Raw genomic sequence first — 22,782 nt, 5'->3', positions numbered from 1 at the left:
CGCGAGTGACGGGGCTCGAACCCGCGACCTCCGGCGTGACAGGCCGGCGCTCTAACCAACTGAGCTACACCCGCTTGAAAAGCGTAAGGCGCGCCGATTAGGCCGGCGCCCCCATTGTGTCAACACGACCATTTTGACCGTTCCCGCGGACATGTATCGCCGGGGAATGGCGCGAGTGACGGGGCTCGAACCCGCGACCTCCGGCGTGACAGGCCGGCGCTCTAACCAACTGAGCTACACCCGCTTGTAGAAGCGTGAGGCGCGGCTGCTATGCGGCGCGCCCCCGCGTGTCAACCGGATCGCGCGTCGTCAGCGAAGTTTTTCGCACCGCGGTCGCGCCCGCGCACCAACGTTCCGTGCTCGAACAGGAAGCCGGTGATGTCGGGCCGCCCCGCCGCGCCGATCACGGTTTGCACGATGATGAGGATCGGCACCGCGAGCAGCGCGCCCGCCGTGCCCCATACCCAGCCCCAAAAGCTGATCGAGATGAGGATCAGCACCGGGTTGATCGTCAGGCGATGCCCGACAATCAACGGGGTCACCACGTTCGCCTCGATCAGGTGGGTGCCGTACATGATCGCGGGTGCGGTCAGCGCGGTCCAAATGTCGTTAAAGGTCATCAACCCGCCGACTGCCAGCAGCAGCGCGGCGATCACCGGCCCGAAATAGGGGATATAATTGAGCAGCACGACGATGCCGCCCCACATCAGCGGGAACGGCATGCCGATCAGGTAGAGCGCGGTGGCGATGATCGCGCCCAGCGCGATGTTGATCGCGGTGATCGTGCCAAGGTACGACGACACGTCGTCGACCACGTCCTGCAACACCCGCGCGGTCGCCATCGCGCCGCCGAAGCTCGCTCGCTCGGTGATCATACGTTGGCGCAGGCGCGTCCAACCCGACAGGAAGAAATAGGCGACCAGGATGGCGTAGAAGACCTGCACGATGAACGCAGGCGCGCTGGTGGCGGCGAGTTCGACGATCGAGCTGGGCGGCGACACCGCCGCGCTGGGCGCGGGACGTACCGGCTTGGAGGCGACCTGGCGCAGCGTGCGGTTCACGTAATGTTCGAGGTTGGAATAGAGATCGAGCAACGGCTGCAGGTTCGACTGGATGCGGTTGATCCGCGTGGGCAGCAGCCGGAAGAACTCGGTCGCGGGCACGACAATCGCCGCGATCGCGATGTTGGCGGCGATCAGGAACAGGATGACGCACAACAATGCAGCGATCGGCGAGGGCAACCGTCGCCGTTCCAGCCATTGCAGCAATGGAATCAGCGCCAGCGAGATCACCAGCGCGACCGTGGTGGGTAGAAAGAATTCCGATCCCGCCTTCAGCGCGAACGGCAAGCCGACCATCAGGCCAACGCCGGCGGTAAGCGTCAGCGAGGCGAGCAGCCGGTCGCGGCGCTGCGCGATCCGTGCGTCCTCGCCCGGATGGCTGGGGATGCCCAATGCGCCGGGCGGCGGCGCGTCGGCGGGTCGCACCGGTGGTGGGGTCGGGGCGGGATCGTGCAGGTCGGCCATCCGCCAAGGGCGTACCGCCATTTTCGGGGCCGGGATACTCCCCCGCGCCCCTTCCCGCTTATTAGTCCCGCTCGATACTCTGGGTCGATCAGTCCTGCGGCTCGGCCCAAGGGCCGCCGTCGAGATAGAGGTAATCGGGATCGAACTCCGCCACGCGCGCGAGCCGCGGCTTGTCGAAGATGCGAGCCTCGCCGCGGGCGATGTCGGCGATGCCGTCCTCGCGCAGGCGGCGCAGCGTGCGGTTGACGTGGACGCTGGTCAACCCGCACGCCTCACCCAGATCCTGCTGCGTCAGCGGCAGCGCGAACACGCCGTCCTTTACCCGTCCGATCGCCTCCATCCGGTCGGCGACCTCGCAAAGGAAATGCGCGAGCCGTCCGGCGGCATCGAGCCGGCCGAGCCGAAAAATCCACTCGCGGTGCATCGCGGCATCGAGCAAGGTCGAGCGCCACAGCATCCAGGCGAGCCGCGGATGGTCGCGCATCATGCCGTCGATACGCTCGTGCGGGATGGTGGCGACGCGCGACTCGACGATCGTCGCAACGTCATGGTCGAGCCGGTGGAGCGTGTAGCCATGCATGTCGACGAAATCGCCGGGCAGGTGGTAGGCGAGTAATTGCCGATAACCGTCGCGCGCGTCCAGGTAGCGGCACATCGCGCCTTCGATCAGCAGCGTGCTCTCTCGCAGCCGGTCGCCGCGGCGGGTGACCACCGAGCGCGCGGGCAGCGTCTCGACGCGGTCGACCGCTTTCTCGAGCAACTCGGCCTCCTGCGCCGACATGGTGCCGCGTCCGCGCCCGCGCAGAAAGTCCCCCGTTACCCCCACTCGTCATTCCCCCGCTCGATCGTACCGCTGTGCCCTTTACGCGGCGGCGCGATCCTCGAACAGGGTCTTGAGGTCCCGCTTCAGGATCTTGCCATTGGCGTTGCGCGGCAGCGTTTCGGGCACGAAGCGGATCGCGACGGGGACCTTGAACGCGGCGAGCCGCGCGCGCACCCACGCCTGCAACTCCGCCTCAGTCGCGTGCGTGTCGGGGGCGAGGTGGACCACCGCGGCGGGCTCCTCGCCCAGGATGCGGTGCGGCAACCCGATCAGCGCGCAGTCGGTGACGGCCGGGTGGTCGTAGAGGACGTTCTCAATTTCGGTCGAGTAGATGTTCTCGCCGCCGCGGATGATCATGTCCTTGGCGCGGTCGAGGATGAAGCAGAAGCCTTCCTCGTCGAGCCTTGCGAGGTCGCCGGTGCGTACCCAGCCGTTGACGAAGGTCGCGGCGGTCGCCTCGGGCTTGTTCCAATAACCTTTGACGATCATCGGCCCGCGCGCCCACAATTCGCCGACCTCGCCGACAGGCAGCTCGGTCGTGCCGTCGGCGTCCATGATCTTCAGGTCGGCGACTGCGACAGGCGGGCCGCAGCTCTCGGGCCGGTTGACGTAATCTTCGGCACCGTGGGTGGTGACGGTGGCGGTCGTCTCGGTCATCCCCCAGCCGTTGGTCGGGATCGCCTTCATCTCGCCCGCGATCTTGCGCACCAGTTCGGGCGCGGACGGCGCGCCGCCGTAGCCGACCGCCTCAAGGCTGGAGAGGTCGTATTTGTGACGGTCGGGATGCTCCAGCAACTGCCACGCGATCGTCGGCACGCCGCCGGTCGAATTCACCTTCTCGCGCTCGATGATCTCGAACGCGCGCAGCGCCTCGAACTTGCGCATGTAGATGCTGGTATGCCCCGCCGCCATCGCGCCCATCAGCCCGGCCGACAGCGCGGTCGCGTGGAACAGCGGGATCACGGTCAGCCCGACGCGCGGCAGCGGCGCGGGGATCGGGTCACCGCGACGCAGCAGCATCCGCGCGCCGGCGTAACCGGTCGACATGATGTTGGTCATGAAATTGCGGTGCGTGCCGAGCGCGCCCTTGGGCTTGCCGGTGGTGCCGCTGGTGTAGAGGATCGTCGCGTCGTCCTCCGGCACCAACCCGGCGTCGGGCAATGCGCGATCGGGCAGCGCGTGCCAGTCGTTGGGGATACCGATCGCGTCCTCCAGCCGCGTCGCGGGCGTGTCGAGCGGCGCGGTGGCGCGGCTGACCAGCACGTGCGCGAGGTCGGGCACCTCGGACCGGTGCGGCAGGATGCGATCCCAGCGCTCCCCGTCGCACACCAGCAGCGTCGCGCCCGAGTCGGCCAGGCCATAGGCGAGCTCGTCGCCGGTCCACCAGGCGTTCAGCGGCACCGCGATCGCGCCGATGACGGTCGCGGCGAAGAAGGCGACGGGCCATTCGGGCAGGTTGCGCATCGCGATCGCGACGCGGTCGCCCTTCTCCACCCCGTACGCGCGGTACACCTCCGCGAGCGCAGCGATCGCGCGATACTGCGCCTCGTAGATGACGCGTTCGTCCTCGTAGATCGTGGCGAGCCGCTCGCCGTGCGTGCGCGACAGCGTGACCAGCGCTGCCATGTGTGGCGGCGCGTTCTTCCACACCCGCGTCGGCACGCCGCGAATGTCGATCGTTTCCATCTCGAATCGGGCGCCCGGCGCGCAGAGCGCACGCTCCACCGCGTCCAGCGTCATCGCGGGCCATTTGCTCAACACGCTTGATGGTTCAGTCGCCACGCTTGCTCTCCAACATGTCCGATGCCGCTCGCGAGTCTTGAACATCGGGTTCGCTTTGTCACGAGGTTAGAGTTGATTTGCGCCACGCTCAAGGCGTAGGAAGCGTCTCATCTTCGAAGCGGGGGTATGGACGAGACGATGGCGAACGCAAACCCTGCCGATCACGGGTTCGACGCCGATCGCCTCCACGCGATCGATGCGTTCGTGAAGGCGCGCTACCTCGACACCGGACTGCTGCCGCACGCGCAACTGCTCGTCGCGCGCGACGGAGAGGTGGTGCATTTGTCGTCGCAAGGCGCAGCGCGCGAAGGTGGCGATACCGCGATCGACGACGCGTCGCTGTTCCGTATCGCGTCGATGACCAAGCCGGTCACCTCAGTCGCGTTCATGATGCTGGTGGAGGAAGGGCGCGTCGCGCTCGACACGCCGGTGCATCACGTCCTGCCCGAGTTCAAGAAGGTCGGCGTCTACGCGGGCGGCGGCGCGGGCGTGCCGTTCGTGACCAAGGCGACCGACGAGCCGATGCGGATGGTCGACCTGCTGCGCCACACCGCGGGGCTGACCTATGGCTTTCAGAACCGCTCCAACATCGACGCCGCGCACCGCGAGCTCAAGCTGGAGAGCTGGCATGGCGGCCACGACCTCGATGGCTTCGTCGCCGAACTCGGCAAGCTCCCGCTCGAATTTTCGCCGGGCACGCAGTGGAATTACTCGGTCGCGACCGACGTGCTGGGCGCGGTGGTGCAGCGCGTGTCGGGCATGCCGCTCGACCGCTTCTTCGCGGAGCGCATCTTCGCGCCGCTCGGGATGCACGACACCTTCTTTCAGGTGCCCGAGAACAAGATCGACCGGCTGACCGACTGCTACACGTTCGTGCCCGGAAAGGGCCGCATCATGTACGACCGCGGCGAGGCGAGCGCGTGGAGCCGGATGCCGCGGCTGCTGTCAGGCGGCGGCGGTTTGGTGTCGACCGCGCGCGATTATCACCGTTTCTGCGCCATGTGCCTGAACGGCGGCACGCTGGACGGCGCGCGCATCCTCGGGCGCAAGACGATCGAGCTGATGACGATCAACCATCTGCCGAACAAGGCCGACCTGTCGGTCATGTCGAAATCGCTGTTCAGCGAGACGCAGAATGCGGGCACCGGGTTCGGGCTCGGTTTCGCGGTGACGATCGACGTCGCGCGCTCGATGATGCCGGGCAGCGTCGGCGAATTCTACTGGGGCGGCATGTTCTCGACTGCGTTCTTCATCGATCCGGTCGAGCGCATCCACATGGTGTTCATGACGCAGTTGAGCCCGTCGAGCGTGTATCCGATCCGGCGCGAGTTGAAGACGATGATCTATTCCGCGCTGACCTGATCCCCCTTTTCCACGCCGCGACGACGCGGCCCATTCCCATTCTCTCGGAGTATCGCCTCACATGACTACGTCCACGCAGAACCCGGTTCGCACCGAACGTCACGGCGACGTGCTCGTCATCATTTCCGACTCGCCGCCGGTCAACGCGCTGGGCGCAGCGGTGCGTAACGGGCTGGAGGCCGGGATCAAGGAAGGCGTCGGCGATGGATCGATCACCGCGATGGTGCTGCGCTGCGACGGGCGGACCTTCTTCGCGGGCGCGGACATCACCGAGTTCGGCAAGCCGATGCAGGGCGTCGGGCTGCACGAGGTGATCGCGATGATGGACGCCAGCAGCAAGCCGATCGTCGCCGCGATCCACGGCACGGCGCTCGGCGGCGGGTGCGAGGTAGCACTCGCGTGCCAGTACCGCGTCGCGGTGCCGTCCGCGAAGATTGGGCTGCCCGAGGTGAAGCTCGGCCTGTTGCCGGGCGCGGGCGGCACGCAGCGGCTGCCGCGCGTCGTCGGGGTCAAGGCGGCGCTGGAGATAATCGCGCTGGGCGATCCCGTGTCGGCGAAGAAGGCAGCGGAGATCGGACTGGTCGACAAGGTGGTCGGCGAGGATAGCCTGGAGGCCGACGCGATCGCCTTCGCGCGCGAGATCGCGGACAAGCGCCCGATCCCGCGTGTGCGGGACCGCGACGTGGCGCCCGACCCGGAGGCGGTCGAGGCGTTCAGACAAGCCAACGGCCGCAAGATGCGCGGCTTCGACGCGCCCGCCGCCTGCGTCGCCTGCGTGGTGGCGGCGACCGAGAAGCCGTTCGACGAGGGGCTTCAGTTCGAGCGCGAACAGTTCATGAAGCTGATGACGGGCACGCAGTCCGCCGCGCAGCGCCACATCTTCTTCGCCGAGCGTCAGGCAGCGAAGATCGACGGCATCGCCTCCGACATCGCGCTGCGCCCGATCAACCGCGTCGGCGTGATCGGCGCGGGCACGATGGGCGGCGGGATCAGCATGAACTTCCTGTCGGCGGGGATCGCGGTGACGATCGTCGAGATGCAGCAGGAGGCGCTCGACCGCGGCACGGGCGTCATGCGCAAGAATTACGAGGCGTCAGCGGCCAAGGGCCGGATCAAGCCCGACGCTCCCGATCAGGCGATGGGCTTGCTCAAACCCACGCTCAACCTCGAAGACCTCGCCGACTGCGACCTCATCATCGAGGCGGTGTACGAGAACATGGAGGTGAAAAAGGAGATCTTCGGCAAGCTTGACAAGATCGCCAAGCCCGGCGCGATCCTGGCCTCGAACACCAGCTATCTCGACATCGACGAGATCGCTGCCTCGACCAGCCGGCCGCAAGACGTGCTGGGCATGCACTTCTTCTCGCCCGCGAACGTCATGAAGCTGTTGGAGATCGTACGCGGTGAGAAGACCGCCGACGACGTGCTCGCGACCGCAATGGCGCTGGCGAAGAAGATCAGGAAGGTCGCGGTCGTCGCGGGCGTCACCTACGGCTTCATCGGCAACCGCATGCTGATGCCGCGGCAGGTCGAGGCGAACAAGCTGCTGATGGAGGGCGCGACGCCGGAGCAGATCGACCGGGTGCACGTCGAGTTCGGCATGCCGATGGGGCCGTTCCAGATGAGCGATCTGGCGGGCGTCGACATCGGCTGGCACCGCGATCCCAACCGGATCGAGAGCATCCGCGACGCGCTCGCCGCCGAGGGGCGCTGGGGGCAGAAGAAGCAGGCTGGCTATTACGATTACGACGAGAAGCGTAATCCGACCCCCTCGCCGCGCGTCGCCGAGATCATCGAGGATTTCCGCAGCCGCTCGAACATGCCCAAGCGCGAGATCACCGATCAGGAGATCGTCGAGCGCACGCTGTACACAATGGTGAACGAAGGCGCGCTGATCCTGGAAGAAGGCAAAGCGCAGCGCGCATCCGACGTCGATGTGGTGTGGATCTACGGCTACGGCTGGCCGGTGTACCGCGGCGGGCCGATGTTCTGGGCGCAGAGCGAAGGGTACGACAAGGTAGTCGCGGGGCTGGAAAAGCACGGCTTCAAGGTGGCGGATACGCTCAAGGCCGGCACGATCAAGTGAGGGTCGGGCGCAACCTGCTCCCTCTCCCCTGCGGGGAGAGGGTTGGGGTGAGGGGCTGCGGCTGCATGAAGCGGTTACGCCTCGATCAGCCCCTCACCCAACCCTCTCCCCGACGGGGAGAGGGCTAGTGGCTCACGAACCTACCGCCCTCGCCACCGCCACCGCCGTTCGTGCTGGCGAGACCACCGCGCTCGCCGAGGTCGACGCGGCGATCGCACGGATCGAGGCTCGCGACGGCGCGCTGAACGCCGTCGTCGTGCGCGACTTCGATCGCGCGCGTGCCGCCGCCGCCGCGCTTGATCAGCGGATCGCGGACGGGTTCGACGCGCCCCTCCTCGGCGTGCCGATGACGATCAAGGAAAGCTACGACGTCGCCGGGCTGCCGACGACGTTCGGGTTCGAGGAGCACCGCGACTTCGTGCCTGCCGCCGACGCGGTGGCGGTGGAGCGGTTGAAGGCGGCGGGCGCGGTCCTGCTCGGCAAGACCAACGTGCCGCCCGCGCTGTCCGACCTGCAATCGAACAATCCGGTCTATGGCCGCACGGTGAACGCGGTGAACCCGAACCGCAGCGCGGGCGGATCGTCGGGCGGATCGGCGGTGGCGCTGGCGAGCGGGATGGTGCCGCTCGAGTTCGGCTCCGACATCGGCGGGTCGATCCGCGTCCCTGCCGCCTTTAACGGCGTGTGGGGGCATAAGCCGACCTGGGGCGTGCTGCCGACCGACGGGCATTTCCATCCGGGCACCGACAGCGCGCGGACGGTTCTGTCGGTGATCGGACCGATGGCGCGCGATGCCGACGACCTCGACGCCGCGATCGACGTGGTGGCGGACCATCCGCTGAAAGCGTCGACATTGCGCGATGCGGGCGAGTTACGCGTCCTGCTGCTCACCAGCCATCCGCTCGCCACCGCGCAGGATGCGATCGTGGTGGCGCTCGAGACGCTAGGGACCGCAATGGAGCAGGCCGGCGCGCGCGTCGACCGTGCGAGCGAGCTGCTGCCCGACCTCGCGCGGCAGCACGACACGTATTGGAACATGCTCAACATCGCGATGTCGCGGCGTGGTCCGCCCGACAGCCGCCCGCCCGCCTCGGTCGATACCTGGCTGCACCTCCACGACGAGCAGGCGCGTATTCAGCGGCAGTGGCGCCGTCTGTTCGAGGAGTATGACGCGGTGATTGCGCCGACGGTCGGCATGACCGCCTTCCCGCACGACGATACGCCGCTCGCGGCGCGGCGGCTCGACATCGACGGCGCCGACACGCAGTTCTTTCACCAGTTCGCCTGGCCGGGGCTCGCGACGCTGCCGATGCTGCCCGCGACCAGCGTGCCGATCGGGCACGACGCCGACGGCCTGCCGATCGGGGTCCAGGTGATCGCAGACCTATACGCCGACCATCACGCCATCGCGGTCGCGCGCGTCGCGCACGACCTCGTCAGGAGCCGATTATGACCGACCTCGACACGTTCCGCACCGAAACACGCGCCTGGCTGGAGGAGAATTGCCCGCCGGAGATGCGTGAGCCTATCCGCTCGGACAAGGACACCGCCTGGGGTGGCCGCGACCAGAGCGACATGACGCCCGCGCAGAAGGCGTGGATGGATCGCATGGGCGCGCGCGGCTGGACTGTGCCCGACTGGCCCAAGGAATATGGCGGCGGCGGGCTCTCGGCGGCCGAGACCAAGGTGCTGCGCGAAGAGCTGGCCCGCATCCGCGCGCGCAATCCGCTCTACTCGTTCGGTATCTCGATGCTCGGGCCGGCGTTGCTGAAATACGGCACCGAGGAGCAGAAGAAGCGCTTTCTCCCTGAGATCGCGCGCGGCGAGATCCGCTGGTGCCAGGGTTATTCCGAGCCCAATGCGGGCTCCGACCTCGCCAGCCTGGCGACGAGCGCCGAGGACAAGGGCGACCATTTCCTCGTCAACGGGCAGAAGGTGTGGACCAGCTACGCCGACAAGGCCGACTGGATCTTCTGCCTGGTGCGGACCGACAAGACGACCAAGCAGGGCGGGATCAGCTTCGTGCTGTTCGACATGCGCACGCCCGGTGTTTCGACCAAGCCGATCCTGCTGATCAGCGGCTATTCGCCGTTCTGCGAGACGTTCTTCGACAATGTGAAGGTGCCGAAGGAGAATCTGGTCGGCGAGCTCAACCGCGGCTGGGACGTCGCCAAATATTTGCTCGGGCACGAGCGCGAGATGATCTCGGGCATGGGTCTGGGCGCAGGTGGCAAGAACCCGCTGATCGAGGGTGCGCTGGCGACGATCGGGCTCGACCATGACGGGCGGCTCGCCGACCCGCTGCTGCGCGCGCAGATCGCGCTGTTCGAGGTGCGCGCGCGTGCCTTCACCGCGCAGAGCGAGCGCTTCATCGACGAGTTGAAGGCCGGCCGCGCGCATCCCGCGCAGCCGAGCATGATGAAATATTACGGCACCGAGCTGAACAAGAGCCGCCACGAGCTGATGATGGCGGCGGGCGGATCGGACGAGCTCGAGTGGGAGAGCGAGGCGAGCCGCGGCGGGCACCATGCGCGCGCGTGGCTGCGCACCAAGGCGAACTCGATCGAGGGCGGAACGAGCGAGATCCAGCTCAACATCATCGCCAAGCGCATCCTGGAGCTGCCGGGGGCGTGACAAGCTAGCCCTCTCCCTCTTGGGGGAGAGGGTTGGGTGAGGGGTTGCCCCACTCGACAACATCAAATTTGGGCTGGTGCGTGGGGCGTCCCCTCACCCCAGCCAGCGGAGGGTTGATCGCACCCCGTGCGATCAAGGTCAGGCTGGAAGCCTGACCGACCCGCCGCTCCCCACCGGGGAGAGGGAGTCATAGAATGCCGCTTTTCTTGAATGACGAACAGACGATGCTGCGCGACACCGCGAAGGACTTCGTCGCCGAACACGCGCCCGTCAGCCACATGCGCGCGCTGCGCGACGCCGACGACCAGACCGGGTTCAGCCGCGACCTGTGGAAGCAGTTCGCCGAGATGGGCTTTACCGGGATGCTGATCGGCGAGGATCAGGGCGGGCTCGGGCTCGGCCACGTCGAGGCCGGCGTGGTGCTGGAGGAGATCGGGCGCAACCTGTCGCCCTCGCCGTTCCTCACCACCGCGGTCGCGGCGGTCGAGGCACTGAAGGGCAACGCGCAGGCCGAACGCTGGTTTCCCGGCATCATCGCCGGCGACACGGTCGTGGGCCTCGCGATCGACGAGGGCGCGAAGCATCGCAACGCGGTGGGGATGAAGGCGGAGCGGTCTGGCAACGGCTTCAAGCTGACCGGCGCCAAGCAGTTCGTGACGCACGGCCACGTCGCCGACCTGCTGATCGTCGCGGCGCGCACCGCGGGCTCGGCGGAGGATGACGAAGGCGTGACTTTGTTCGCGGTGCCGCGCGATGCGGCCAATTTGGCGGCGCGCCCGGAGCGGCTGACCGACGCGAGCCTGGCGGCGCGCATCGAGTTCGACGGAGTCGAGGTGGACGCCGACGCGGTGATCGGCGAGGTCGATGCCGGGCGCGATCCGCTCGGCCGGCTGCTACGCGCGGGGCGCACGGGTGCGGCGGCAGAGATGCTGGGCGTCGGCGGCGGCGCGATGGACATGACGCTCGGCTACCTGAAGGAACGCAAGCAGTTCGGGACGGTGATCGGCAGCTACCAGGCGCTGCAGCACCGCGCCGCGCATCTGTACGCGGAGATGGAAGTCGCGCGCGCTGCGGTGTTGAAGGCGCAGCAACTGCTCGACGCGGGCGACGACCGGGCTGAGGCAGCGGTGTCGGTCGCGAAGGCGATGACCGGGATCACGGCGACGCTGGCGGTACAGGAAGGCGTGCAGATGCACGGCGGCATCGGCATGACTGACGAGTATGACATCGGCTTCTACATGAAGCGCGGGCGCGTGCTGGCCGAGATGTTCGGCGACGCGAACTTCCACGCCGACCAGCTCGCACGCGCGGCGGGCTATTGACGAGCGGCTGTCCTCCCCGGCACGGGGAAGGGGACCAAGACGCGTAGCGGCTTGGTGGAGGGGGAGCACGGCAGGCGGAGCGTTCGCGGCGCTTCCCCTCCACCAGCCTGCGGCTGGTCCCCCGCAGCAGGTCGATCATGCCCCGCATGATCGAGGATCGTCCGGGGGACGACCCGACCTGCTGCGCCATCTCGGGGAGGATAGAATGACCGACACGACCCCAACTCCCGCCGATCTCGCCGCCGATCTGGTCGACCTGCTCGACGTCGAAGAGATCGACACCGATCTGTACCGCGGGCGGCGCGCGCGCGGAGGCGTCGGGCGCGTGTTCGGCGGGCAGGTGATCGCGCAGGCGTTGCAGGCGGCGCAGCGCTCGACCGATGCGCCCAAGATCGCGCACTCGCTTCACGCTTATTTCATGCGCGCGGGCGACGAGCAGCACCCGATCATCTACCGCGTGGTGCGCGATTTCGAGGGGCGCAGCTTCGCGACCCGCCGCGTGATCGCGATGCAGCGCGGGCAGCCGATCCTGAACATGGCCGCCTCGTTCCAGGTGCCCGAGGAGGGCTTCCACCACCAGGCGCAGATGCCCGACGTGCCGGCACCCGAGACGCTGGAAAGCGAGGCGACGATCCGCGCGCGCGAGAGCGTCCACGTCGACGAGCGATTCCGCGCCAACCTGCTGCGCCCGCGCCCGATCGAGATCCGCCCGGTCTATCCGCGCAAATGGTTCAAGCCGCAGCCGACCGACCCGGTGCAGCACAGCTGGTTCCGCATCTGCGCACCCATCGGCGACGACGCCGCGGTGCACCGCGCGGTGCTCGCCTACGCCAGCGACATGGCGCTGCTCGGCACGTCGATGCTGCCGCACGGCGTCAACTGGACTTCGCCGGGCTTGCAGAGCGCGAGCCTCGACCACGCATTGTGGCTGCACGAGCCGTTCCGCGCCGACGAATGGCTGCTCTACGCCTGCGACAGCACCTGGGCGGGGCACGCGCGCGGGTTCAACCGCGGGCAGATCTTCACGCAGGACGGACGATTGGTCGCGAGCGTCGCGCAGGAAGGACTGATCCGGATGCGCACGCCCAAGCCGAAGGTCGACTGACGCCTCAATCGCGCGTGCGGACGATCTCGCATCCGACGGTCGCGTCGGGGTAGATGTCGAGCTTGGTCGAGCGTACGCGCACCTCGCGGACGCGCGCGTCGGCGAGGCACAGCGCGGCGACGGCCTCGACCAGCGTTTCCTGCAACGCGAAGCCGGGGCCCGCAGCGAGGCCGTGAATGCCGTCGCGCACGAAATCGTAATCGAGCACTTCCTCGATCCGATCGGCGCTCGGCGCGCGGTCGTAGCGGACGCGCATCCGCACCGACAATCGCACACGCTGCGGCGTTGCCTCGTGCGGGTAGATGCCGAGCCGCATCGCGACATCGAGGTCGTCGATGATGACGGTGTAATCAGGCATCGCGCCCCTCGAACATGACGTCATGGTCGCGTGCGAGAAACCGTTGCCCGCAATCGACGAACAGGTTCTGCCCGGTGACGCTGCGCGCTTCCAGCAGATAGACCACCGCCGCCGCCACCGCCTCGGCGCCGACCGGGCGTTCGAGCAGGTTGGCACGTGCGACGCGATTGAACTCGGCCGCGCTCTGGTCGCCGCTCGGCAGCGTCAGGCCGGGTGACACCGCGTTGACGCGGACGCGCGGGGCGAAGGCTTGCGCCAGCATCGTCGTGGCGCCCTCCAGCGCGAACTTGCTGAGCGAGTAGGAGAAGAAATCGGGATTGGGATTGGCGAGCTTCTGATCGAGCAGGTTGACCACTGCTCCCTCGCCTCCTTGCGCGGCGAGCCCGGCGGTGAGGATTGCGGGCGCGACGCAGTTGATTGCGTGAAGGCGTGCGGCGAGCGCGGGGTCGATCGCGTCGGGTGCGTCGAACGCAAACACGGACGCGCTGTTGACCAGGCCATGGATCGCGCCGCCTGCCGTCGCGCGCGCGAACAAATCTGCGAGCATCGCGGTATCGGCAAGATCGCCGCCGACGGTGTCAGCGTCCAGCTCGCGCGCGAGTGCCTCGGCCTCGTCCCGCGACGTGCCATAGTGGATCACCACCTCGTGCCCCGCGCCTGCGACCGCGCGCGCGATCGCTGCGCCCAGCCGCTTTGCGCCGCCGGTGACCAGAACCCTCAAGAAAGCCCCATCAGCGACAGCACTTCCTTGCGGCTGCGATCGTCGTCGCGGAACACGCCCATCATCCGGCTGGTGACCATCGCGACGCCGGGGGTGCGCACGCCGCGCGCGGTCATGCAGGCGTGGCTCGCCTCGATCACCACCGCGACGCCGTGCGGGTTGAGGCCGTTCCAGATGCAGTCGGCGACCTCCGCGGTCAGCCGCTCCTGCACCTGCAGACGGCGCGCGAAGCCGTGGAGCACGCGCGCAAGTTTGGAGATGCCGACGACGTGGTTGCGCGGCAGATAAGCGATGTGCGCGCGCCCGATGATCGGCGCCATATGGTGTTCGCAGTGCGACTGGAACGGAATGTCCTTGAGCAGCACGATCTCGTCGTAGCCGCCGACCTCCTCGAACACGCGCGACAAATGGATGCCGGGATCGTCGCCGTAACCGCTGCAATATTCCTTCCACGCGCGCGCGACGCGCTTCGGCGTATCGACCAGCCCCTCGCGTGCCGGATCGTCGCCGGCCCATTCGATCAGCGTGCGGATCGCCGCGGCGACATGGTCGGGCACGGGCAGCTTGCCGTCGCTCGCCATCAGGTCGCCATCCTCCGGCTCGCCGCTCTCGATCGTCGTCATGGTACCAGCTCCTTCGACCCGCCCCGTAGCAGGATCAATCAGCGATTTCGCTACTGTCTCTTTTCGGACACGTTTCTCACGACCAGTTAACATCGGTAATATTTTCAATTGACGACCACGAGAAACTGTCGTTTCCTCCATACCGGTTCATCGAAACACCGTCACATCGCCATAGAGCGGGGGCGGTTCCCAGGAGGGGATGCCATGAAGAAGTTCGACCTGCTCGCCGCGTCGGCGCTCGCGCTCGTGACAACGGTTCCGGCCTATGCGCAGACCGGGGCCACCACATCGTCACAGAATACCGCACCTACGAACGGCCCGGGACAGGAGGCACCCTCCTCCACCCCGACCAACACGCCCGCCGCTACGACGCAGGGCTATGCCGGCGACATCGTGGTCACCGCGCAACGCCAGTCGCAGCGACTACAGGATGTGCCGATCGCGGTCACCGCCTTCACCGCCGAGAATCTGGAGCGGCAGCAGATCGTCAATCCGGTGGCGCTGCAACAAACGCTGCCCAACATCACCTTCACCAAGACCAACTTCACCTCGTCGAGCTTCACCATCCGCGGCGTCGGCGACCTGTGCGTGGGCACCACCTGCGACAGCGCGACCGCGATCCACGTCAACGACATGCCGCTGCTCGCCACCCGCCTGTTCGAGAGCGAGTTCTTTGACCTCGAACGCGTCGAGGTGCTGCGCGGGCCGCAAGGCACGCTGTTCGGGCGCAACGCCACGTCGGGCGTGGTCAACTTCATCACCGCGAAGCCCGATCTGTCCGGCATCCACGCCGCTGGCGAGTTCGAGTACGGCAATTACGATTCGAAGCGCGTTCGCGCGATGTTGAACCTGCCGTTCACCGATACGCTCGGCATCCGCGTTGCGGGCACCTACCTCAAGCGCGACGGCTACACGCTGAACGAATATACCGGCAATCGCATCGACGGCCGCGACCTCTACTCGGTGCGCGGCACCTTGTCGTGGGAGCCCAATCCCGACACGCGCGTCGACCTGATCGCCTATTATTTCCGCGAAAAGGACGATCGCAGCCGCATTCAAAAGCAGCTGTGCAACCGCGACTCGACCGGCATCCTCGGCTGCTCGCCCGACCGGCTCGCCAACGGCACCACCAACGGCAATTCGACGCTAGCCTCGGTCTTCACCAGCCGCGAATTCCTGACTGTATCGGGCGCGGGCGCGCTGGCGCCGTTCGCGCTCGGCAGCGTGTACCAGGCGCAGGATCAGTTCTTCGGCGTCGTCAATCCGGCCAGCGTGCGCCGCGTCCGCATCGATGCCGAGCCGACCTATTTCGCCGAGGAGCAGCAATATACGGCCAAGATTTTCCACGATTTCGGGCCGATCAGCTTCAACTTCACCGGCGGTTACATGAAGAACACCGTCGATTCGACCACCGACTATAATCTGGCGGTAGAGAACAGCCTGGCAGGCAATATGGGGCTGAACACGCTGAACGCGATCGGTCGGCCCGGTGCACCCGGCGCGGTGCTGAACGGGGTGCGCCAGACGTTGATCCCGAATGGCACCGGCACCCTGTGTCAGTCGCTGCCCGATTCGAACAATTCAGGCGTGTACGGCGGGGCGAGCGTATGTGCGCCGACCGCGCTCGACGTCGACCGGTCGTACAACAAGGCGCGCCAGTACAGTGCCGAGGCGCACATCGACAGCAAGTTCGACGGCATGTTCAACTTCCTGCTCGGCGGAATCTATTTCGACAGCAAGCAGGCCAACGATTATTACGTCACGGCGTTCGGGCTCGATTATGCCTCGGGTCTGCTCGGCGCGGGCCGCTCGGGTGGCACCGCGTTCGCGGCGACGCCATTCTACCGCAACAGCTCGCCCAAGTTCCGCCTGAAGAGCTACGGCATCTTCGGCGAGACCTACTTCGAATTCAGCGAGCGCGCGAAGCTGACACTCGGCCTGCGTTACAACAACGACGACAAGTTCATTCGCGCGCGCACCTCGCTGCTGGTCGACAATGCCGCCGTCGGCGCCCCGGTGCTGGTCCCGTTCGGCACCGCCAACGCCTTCCCGATCATGGACGGCGGCCGGTATGATTACGACGCGACGCGTGCCGGCGTGCAGCCTTATGCCGAGGACAATGTCAGCTTCTCGCGCGTGACCGGGCGCGCGGTGTTCGATTACAAGATCACGCCCGACAATCTGCTCTACGCATCCTATTCGCGCGGCTACAAATCGGGCGGCATCAACCCGCCGCTGTCTCCGGTGTTCGCGGTGCCGACCGCCTTCGCGCCCGAGAGCGTCGACGCGTTCGAGATCGGGTCCAAGAACACGTTCGGCGGGGGTGCCTTCCGCCTGAACCTGACCGGCTTCTACTACCGGTACAAGAACCTGCAATTGTCGCGCATCGTCGCGCGCACCTCGGTCAACGACAATGTCGCCGCCGACATCTACGGCGTGGAGGCGGAAGCGGTGATCAGCCCGATCCCGCGCTTCGTGGTCAACGCGAATGCCAGCTATCTGAAGACCAAGGTGTCGGACGATCGCTTCCTCGCCAACCCGCGCGACCCCTCAGGCGGGCGGTCGGACACGGTCATCATCAAGGACATCACCAATTCGGCAAATTGCGCGGTGGTGCCGACCATCGCCGGCAACGCGGCCGGCGCGAACGCCTTCGTCGGGGCGATCAACCAGGCCATCGGCACCTCGTTCGGCAACGCCGCGCTGCTGCGCGCGCCCGGCGCGGTTCCCGGCACCACCACCACCGGCGCATTCAGCATCTGCTCGGCACTGACCGCGCAGGCGAGCGCCGTGGGCGCGGCGTTCGGCGGCATCCAGGTGCTCGGCTCCGGTGTCGAAACCAACGTGCGTGGCAACCAGCTGCCCAATGCGCCGACCTACAAATGGTCGATCGGCGCGCAGTATACGATCGATTTCGGCGACAGCGGCTTCACGCTCGTGCCGCGTGCCGACCTGAACTACACCGGCAATACCTATGGCACGATCTTCAACCTGCCGATCGACCGCCTGCCCGGTTACGAGGTGGTCAACGCGCAGATCCAGTTGAACGGCCCCGACGATCGCTTCTACGTTCGCGGCTTCGTGTCCAACCTGACCAAGAACAATGCGCTGACGGGCCTGTACGTCACCGACCAATCGTCGGGCCTGTACACCAACGTCTTCACGATCGAGCCGCGGCGCTACGGCGTCGCGGCCGGGTTCAAGTTCTGACGCAGCGCGCGGCGAGTCTCACCTTGAGACTGCCGCCGCGCGCAACCTTTCGGCGTGCCGCAAATTGATCCACGTCAAAGGAGAAAGCGGATGACCAAGGAATTGAAGAAGGGCGACGAGGTCACGTGGAAGTCGCACGGCGGCGAAGCGCACGGCACGGTCGAGAAGAAGCAGACCAGCGACACCAAGATCAAGAGCCACACGGTCAAGGCGTCTAAGGACGACCCGCAGTACATCGTCAAAACCGACAGCGGCGCCAAGGCCGCGCACAAGCCGGACGCGCTCAAGAAGGCGTGAGCGTGATCAAGTGCCGAGCGTGGCGAGCTTCCCCTCGCCTGCTCGGCCAGCGTTCGTGATTGCCAAGTTTCGATCATGAGCAGCGATCTTAAGGACCCACGCGGTGCGTGATCGCGACCCCGACCCAATCCTTCGCGCTACGCGTCGGATTGATTATGCGACCCCGGCGCGATATTCAGTTCGCAGTGCCCCCGTAGCTCAGCCGGATAGAGCGTCGGTTTCCTAAACCGCAGGCCGCGTGTTCAAATCTCGCCGGGGGCACCATCATCACAGCCGGCAAGCTCGACGATACGGTCGCCGAGCCGCTCTGCCTCGGCGCGATCGTGGGTCACCAGCAGTGTCGGCAAACCCGTGGCGTCGCGCACGCTCGCGATCGCGCGCATGGCGTCGTCCCGGCGTGCGGCGTCAAGCGACGCGAGCGGTTCGTCGAGCAGCAGGAAGTCGGGCCGGCTGAGCAGCGCGCGGCCGATCGCGACACGCTTCGCCTCGCCGCCCGACAGCGTGCGCGGCCAGCGCGCGAGCAGGTGTCGGATCCCGAGTAAATCGGCCACCTCTGCCAGTCCGCTGTCGTCACGCGCGCCGTATAGAAGGTTGGCGCGGACGCGGCGATGTGGAAACAAGCGGGCGTCCTGAAAGACGTAACCCGCGCGGCGCCGTTCGGGCGGCAGGTTAACCCTCGCGGCCGAGTCGAACAATGTACGCCCATCCACCCGCACGTGGCCGCGCTCCGGCGTGAGCAGGCCGGCGATCGCGTCGAGCACGCTGGTCTTGCCTGCGCCCGATGGCGCGAACAGGATCGTGACACCGCCTGGCACGTCGAACCGCGCGGACACGCGGCCGTCGCGCAGCGTGAGGTCGACGTCAAAGGACATGGGTGCCACGGCCCGCGCGCCGCACCAGCGCCTCCGACACCACCAGCGCCACCAGCGACAGCGACACCGAGATCGCGGCCAGCCGCCACACCTGCTGCTCGCCGCCGGGTTGTTGCAGCGCGGCATAAATGGCGAGCGGCAACGTCTGCGTCTCGCCGGGCACGTTGCTGACGAAGGTGATCGTCGCGCCGAATTCGCCAATCGAGCGCGCGAAACCGAGCACCGCGCCCGCGAACACGCCCGGAAGCGCGAGCGGCAGCGTGACGGTCGCGTAGGCGCGCCAGCGCGAGGCACCGAGCGTGCGCGCGGCCTGTTCGAGCCGGCGGTCGACCGCCTCGATTGACAGCCGCATCGCGCGTACCATCAGCGGCAAGGCCATCACCGCGGCGGCGATCGTCGCGCCGGTCCAGCGGAACAGCACGCTGACGCCGAACCAACGCTCCAACACGCCGCCGACCGGGCCAGCGGGGGCGAAGGCGAGCAGCAGCACCCAGCCGGTCACGACCGGCGGCACGACCAGCGGCAGATGAACGATCGCGTCGAGCACGACCTTGCCGGGAAAGCGCCAGCGCGCGAGCACCCAGGCGAGCAGGAACGCGACCGGCAGGCAGGCGAGCGTCGCGGTGCCGCCGACGAGCAGGGTCAGGCGAACAATGCCCGCGAGGTCGCTCACCGCGTCAGGAAGCCGCGTCGCGCGAGAATGGCCTGGCCTGTGCTCGACAACAGGTAACGGCGAAATGACTCGGCCGACGGGTTGCGCGACCGCGCGAGCCGCGCAAGCGGATAGACGATCGGCGCGTGGCTGTTCGGCGGAAAAGCACCGACGACGCGCACCCGCGTCGAGGCGCGCGCGTCGGTGGCGTAGACGATGCCGTAGGGGGCGGCGCCGCGCTCCACCAATGCGAGCGCGGCACGGACGTTCTCCGCCCGTACGACGCGCGGCGCGACCGCGTCCCACGCGCCCATGCGGGTCAGCGCCTGCTGCCCGTAACGGCCCGCCGGAACCGAGGCAGGGTCGGCCATCGCCAGCGGACCGGCGCCGAGCACGCGCGCGAGCGATGCGCCGCGCTTGCCGTTCAACGACGCGGTGCCCGGGGGGGCGACAACGACGAGGCGACCGCGCGCGACGATCGCGCGGCTGCCGGGCGCCAGCAGGTTCCGCCGCTGAAGCGCGTCCATCCACTCGGCATCGGCGGAGACGAACAGGTCGGCCGGCGCGCCCGCCTCGATCTGCCGCGCGAGCGCCGAGGACGCCGCGGAGGCGAGCACCGGTCGCGCGTGCCCGGCGCGCGCCCAGGCGTCGGCGGCGTCGTTCATCGCCTCCTGCATGCTCGCCGCGGCGAGCACGGTCGGGGCGGCACGCTGTGCCTGAGCCGGCGAGGCGAGAGCGGCGAGCAGCAGCAGGACCGTGCGAAACATCATGCCGCCTGCTGTATCGCGCTCGATACGACGGCACCAGCCGCGGCGATGGCGCCCGTCGCACGACGCAACGCGGGCACGCGCCGCTCGTTGGAGATTGATGCAGGATAATATCTCGTCGACGCTGATCGTCAGCCACGCCGTGCGACCGGGCAAGACCGTCGACTTCGCGCGCTGGATCGACGAGGTAAGCAACGCGGCGAAGCGCGCCCCGGGCTTCTGCGGCATCGTACGGCTGGGCCAGACGAATGCGCTGCGCCACCTGCTGCTCCGTTTCGACAGCCGGGACGACCTCGAGCGCTTCCGCGCCGGTGACACATACCAACAGCTAGAGCGGCGCGCGCGCGACCTGACGATCGGCATCGATCAGGTGGCGGACGGGCGCGACGTCGACATCGAATTGCCGAGCGACGCCAGCGCGGCGCGGTGGAAGCGATTCCTGGTCACTTGGTTGTCGGTGCTGCCGGTGCTGCTGATCGTCAGCACCACAATCCGCGCGCTGCTGCCGACCGTGCCACCGCCGGTGCAGGTCATCGTGTCGTCCCTGTGCCTCACCTCGTTGCTGCAATGGGTCATCCTGCCACGTGTGCAGCGTGCGGCGCGCGCGTGGATGCTCAAGGACGAGGCGGGACGATTGCGGACCTGAGCGTCGCTGCTACGCTATCGCGAGAAAGCGACGCTGCCGATCAGCCCTCGTCGCCCATCCGCAGTGCGGCGATGAACGCTTCCTGCGGGATGCTGACCGAGCCATACTCGCGCATCTTGAGCTTGCCCTTCTTCTGCTTGTCGAGCAGCTTGCGCTTACGGCTGGCATCGCCGCCGTAGCATTTCGCGGTCACGTCCTTGCGCATCGCGCTGATCGTCTCGCGCGCGATCACCTTGCCGCCGATCGCGGCCTGGATCGGAATCTTGAACAGGTGGCGCGGGATCAGCTCCTTCAACCGCTCGCACATGCCGCGCCCGCGCGTCTCGGCGGTGCCGCGGTGGACGATCATGCTGAGCGCGTCGACCGGCTCGTCGTTGACCAGGATCGACATCTTGACGAGGTCGCCCTCGCGATAGCCGACCTGGTGATAGTCGAAGCTGGCATAGCCTTTCGACAAGGATTTCAGCCGGTCGTAGAAGTCGAACACGACCTCGTTGAGCGGCAGTTCGTAGGTCGCCTGCGCGCGCCCGCCGACGTAGGTCAGATTCTTCTGAATACCGCGGCGGTCCTGGCACAGCTTCAGGATCGAGCCGAGATATTCGTCGGGCACGTAGATCGTCGCCTCGATCCACGGCTCGCTGATCGTCGCGATCTTGTTGGGATCGGGCATGTCGGCGGGGTTGTGCAGCTCGATGCTGCCGCCGTTATGCGTCAGCTCGATCTCGTACACGACGCTAGGCGCAGTGGTGATGAGGTCGAGGTCGTACTCGCGTGTCAGCCGCTCCTGGATGATCTCGAGGTGGAGCAGCCCCAGGAAGCCGCAGCGAAAACCGAAGCCGAGCGCGGCCGAGGTTTCCATCTCGAAGCTGAACGACGCATCGTTGAGCCGCAGGCGCGAAATCGACTCGCGCAGCTTCTCGAAATCGTTGGCGTCGACGGGAAACAGCCCGCAGAACACGACGGGCTGGACTTCCTTGAAGCCTTCGAGCGGCTCGGCCGCGGGGCGCTTGGTGTCGGTCAGCGTGTCGCCGACGCGCGCCTGCGCCACGTCCTTGATCTGCGCGGTGATGAAGCCGATCTCGCCGGGGCCGAGGTCGGCGAGCTGCTCGATCTTGGGGCGGAAGCAGCCGACGCGGTCGACCAGATGCTGCGTGCCGGTCTGCATGAAGGTGACCTGCTGGCCTTTCTTCAGCACGCCGTCGATCACACGCACCAGGATCACGACGCCGAGATACGGGTCATACCACGAATCGACCAGCATCGCCTTGAGCGGCGCGGTCGCATCGCCCTTGGGCGACGGGATCTTGTTCACCACCGCTTCGAGGATGTCGGCGATGCCGATGCCCGACTTGGCGCTGGCGAGCACGGCCTCCGACGCGTCGATGCCGATCACGTCCTCGATCTCCTTGCGCACCTGCTCGGGCTCAGCGGCGGGAAGGTCGATCTTGTTGATGACCGGCACGATCTCGTGATTGTGCTCGATCGACTGGTAGACGTTGGCGAGCGTCTGCGCCTCGACCCCCTGCGCCGCATCAACCACCAACAACGCCCCCTCGCACGCCGCGAGACTGCGCGACACTTCGTAGGCGAAGTCGACGTGGCCGGGCGTGTCCATCAGGTTGAGCGTGTAGGTCTCGCCGTCCTTCGCCTTGTAGGCGAGGCGCACGGTCTGCGCCTTGATGGTGATGCCGCGCTCGCGCTCGATGTCCATGTTGTCGAGCACCTGCTCGCTCATCTCGCGGTCGGACAGACCGCCGGTTGCCTGGATCAGCCGGTCGGCGAGCGTCGATTTGCCGTGGTCGATATGCGCGATGATCGAGAAATTGCGGATGTGCGAGAGCGGGGTAGCCATGATCCGCGCGCGTTAGCAGGCGCAGCGCAAAAGCCAAAGCGTCACGCATCGGTCACGCCGCACGCCGCAGGCGCCGCCGCACCTAACGCGCGGGATGATCCAGTCTTGCAGCACGACCTTGCGGCGTATTGATGATCAGGCTCG

Annotated in this window: 19 protein-coding genes and 3 tRNA genes; 10 read left to right on the top strand and 12 right to left on the bottom strand. The window is 67.2% G+C overall.

The genetic code is table 11. The features are described from left to right. The 5 genes from HRV97_RS02260 to HRV97_RS02240 all read right to left on the bottom strand — a co-directional run bounded on the left by HRV97_RS02260 (position 1) and on the right by HRV97_RS02240 (position 4,089). Positions 1 to 74 (bottom strand) — tRNA-Asp (locus tag HRV97_RS02260). 93 nt (positions 75 to 167) lie between these two features. Continuing rightward, positions 168 to 244 (bottom strand) — tRNA-Asp (locus HRV97_RS02255). A gap of 46 nt (positions 245 to 290) precedes the next feature. Then, on the bottom strand, positions 291 to 1,526 hold the full coding sequence (locus HRV97_RS02250; RefSeq protein WP_174192629.1) for an AI-2E family transporter: 1,236 nt from the start codon (positions 1,524 to 1,526) through the stop codon (positions 291 to 293). Positions 1,527 to 1,614: 88 nt separating this feature from the next. After that, positions 1,615 to 2,307: a Crp/Fnr family transcriptional regulator gene (locus tag HRV97_RS02245; RefSeq protein WP_174192628.1), complete on the bottom strand. Its 693-nt coding sequence runs from the start codon at positions 2,305 to 2,307 to the stop codon at positions 1,615 to 1,617. 81 nt (positions 2,308 to 2,388) lie between these two features. Further along, positions 2,389 to 4,089, bottom strand: coding sequence for a class I adenylate-forming enzyme family protein (locus HRV97_RS02240; protein WP_174192626.1), 1,701 nt, complete (start codon positions 4,087 to 4,089; stop codon positions 2,389 to 2,391). 180 nt (positions 4,090 to 4,269) lie between these two features. Here HRV97_RS02240 and HRV97_RS02235 point away from each other — a divergent pair, with 180 nt between their 5' ends. The 6 genes from HRV97_RS02235 to HRV97_RS02210 all read left to right on the top strand — a co-directional run bounded on the left by HRV97_RS02235 (position 4,270) and on the right by HRV97_RS02210 (position 12,640). Then, positions 4,270 to 5,493 carry a serine hydrolase domain-containing protein gene (locus HRV97_RS02235; RefSeq protein WP_174192061.1) on the top strand — a complete coding sequence of 408 codons (1,224 nt, stop codon included), beginning with the start codon at positions 4,270 to 4,272 and terminating at the stop codon, positions 5,491 to 5,493. 61 nt (positions 5,494 to 5,554) lie between these two features. Continuing rightward, positions 5,555 to 7,579, top strand: coding sequence for a 3-hydroxyacyl-CoA dehydrogenase NAD-binding domain-containing protein (locus HRV97_RS02230; protein WP_174192060.1), 2,025 nt, complete (start codon positions 5,555 to 5,557; stop codon positions 7,577 to 7,579). 127 nt (positions 7,580 to 7,706) lie between these two features. Continuing rightward, entirely contained in the window at positions 7,707 to 9,032 is a 1,326-nt protein-coding gene (locus tag HRV97_RS02225) for an amidase family protein (protein WP_174192059.1), read from the top strand. Next, entirely contained in the window at positions 9,026 to 10,213 is a 1,188-nt protein-coding gene (locus HRV97_RS02220; protein ID WP_174192624.1) for an acyl-CoA dehydrogenase family protein, read from the top strand. Before HRV97_RS02225 ends, HRV97_RS02220 begins: the two co-directional genes overlap by 7 nt. Positions 10,214 to 10,407: 194 nt before the next feature. Continuing rightward, complete coding sequence (locus HRV97_RS02215; protein WP_174192058.1) at positions 10,408 to 11,535, top strand: acyl-CoA dehydrogenase family protein; 1,128 nt, start codon at positions 10,408 to 10,410, stop codon at positions 11,533 to 11,535. 205 nt (positions 11,536 to 11,740) lie between these two features. Then, a complete protein-coding gene (locus tag HRV97_RS02210; RefSeq protein WP_174192057.1) occupies positions 11,741 to 12,640 on the top strand; it encodes an acyl-CoA thioesterase in 900 nt (299 codons plus the stop codon). A 4-nt stretch (positions 12,641 to 12,644) separates the two neighbouring features. On the opposite strand, the gene HRV97_RS02205 is transcribed toward HRV97_RS02210, so the two are convergent. From HRV97_RS02205 to folE, 3 genes are read right to left on the bottom strand one after another with little or no spacing between them, the layout of a single operon-like run. Next, the gene (locus tag HRV97_RS02205) at positions 12,645 to 12,998 is read right to left on the bottom strand and encodes a dihydroneopterin aldolase (RefSeq protein WP_174192056.1); all 354 of its coding nucleotides are present in this window, start codon (positions 12,996 to 12,998) and stop codon (positions 12,645 to 12,647) included. Then, positions 12,991 to 13,719 (bottom strand): SDR family oxidoreductase, encoded by a 729-nt coding sequence (locus HRV97_RS02200; RefSeq protein ID WP_174192055.1) that lies wholly within the window; start codon positions 13,717 to 13,719, stop codon positions 12,991 to 12,993. Before HRV97_RS02200 ends, HRV97_RS02205 begins: the two co-directional genes overlap by 8 nt. Then, entirely contained in the window at positions 13,716 to 14,342 is a 627-nt protein-coding gene (folE, locus tag HRV97_RS02195) for a GTP cyclohydrolase I FolE (protein WP_174192054.1), read from the bottom strand. The genes HRV97_RS02200 and folE overlap by 4 nt, the downstream gene beginning before the upstream one ends. Before the next feature lie 204 nt (positions 14,343 to 14,546). Between folE and HRV97_RS02190 the strand changes: the two genes are divergently transcribed. From HRV97_RS02190 to HRV97_RS02180, 3 genes are all read left to right on the top strand, one after another. Further along, positions 14,547 to 17,552, top strand: coding sequence for a TonB-dependent receptor (locus HRV97_RS02190; protein ID WP_174192053.1), 3,006 nt, complete (start codon positions 14,547 to 14,549; stop codon positions 17,550 to 17,552). 90 nt (positions 17,553 to 17,642) lie between these two features. After that, positions 17,643 to 17,849 carry a hypervirulence associated TUDOR domain-containing protein gene (locus HRV97_RS02185; protein WP_174192052.1) on the top strand — a complete coding sequence of 69 codons (207 nt, stop codon included), beginning with the start codon at positions 17,643 to 17,645 and terminating at the stop codon, positions 17,847 to 17,849. Positions 17,850 to 18,036: 187 nt separating this feature from the next. Next, a tRNA-Arg gene (locus HRV97_RS02180) sits at positions 18,037 to 18,113 on the top strand. Here the strand turns inward: HRV97_RS02180 and HRV97_RS02175 are convergent. The 3 genes from HRV97_RS02175 to modA are packed head-to-tail and all read right to left on the bottom strand — an operon-like array spanning position 18,092 to position 20,140. Continuing rightward, entirely contained in the window at positions 18,092 to 18,721 is a 630-nt protein-coding gene (locus HRV97_RS02175; protein WP_174192051.1) for an ATP-binding cassette domain-containing protein, read from the bottom strand. The two genes, HRV97_RS02180 and HRV97_RS02175, sit on opposite strands and share 22 nt — an antisense overlap. Further along, positions 18,711 to 19,394, bottom strand: coding sequence for a molybdate ABC transporter permease subunit (gene modB / locus HRV97_RS02170; protein WP_174192050.1), 684 nt, complete (start codon positions 19,392 to 19,394; stop codon positions 18,711 to 18,713). Before modB ends, HRV97_RS02175 begins: the two co-directional genes overlap by 11 nt. Beyond that, positions 19,391 to 20,140 (bottom strand): molybdate ABC transporter substrate-binding protein, encoded by a 750-nt coding sequence (gene modA, locus HRV97_RS02165; protein WP_174192621.1) that lies wholly within the window; start codon positions 20,138 to 20,140, stop codon positions 19,391 to 19,393. The genes modB and modA overlap by 4 nt, the downstream gene beginning before the upstream one ends. Positions 20,141 to 20,240: 100 nt before the next feature. Here modA and HRV97_RS02160 point away from each other — a divergent pair, with 100 nt between their 5' ends. Continuing rightward, positions 20,241 to 20,786 (top strand): putative antibiotic biosynthesis monooxygenase, encoded by a 546-nt coding sequence (locus HRV97_RS02160; protein WP_174192049.1) that lies wholly within the window; start codon positions 20,241 to 20,243, stop codon positions 20,784 to 20,786. 40 nt (positions 20,787 to 20,826) lie between these two features. Here HRV97_RS02160 and lepA read toward each other — a convergent pair whose 3' ends face one another. Continuing rightward, positions 20,827 to 22,638, bottom strand: a complete 1,812-nt coding sequence (gene lepA / locus HRV97_RS02155) for a translation elongation factor 4 (protein ID WP_174192048.1) — start codon at positions 22,636 to 22,638, stop codon at positions 20,827 to 20,829. Positions 22,639 to 22,782: the final 144 nt, after the last annotated feature.

This window comes from Sphingomonas hominis, assembly GCF_013328205.1.
Taxonomy (GTDB): Bacteria; Pseudomonadota; Alphaproteobacteria; order Sphingomonadales; family Sphingomonadaceae; genus Sphingomonas; species Sphingomonas hominis.
The sequence above is the reverse complement of the archived record's forward strand: the minus strand, read 5'-3'. Positions and strand labels throughout refer to the sequence as shown.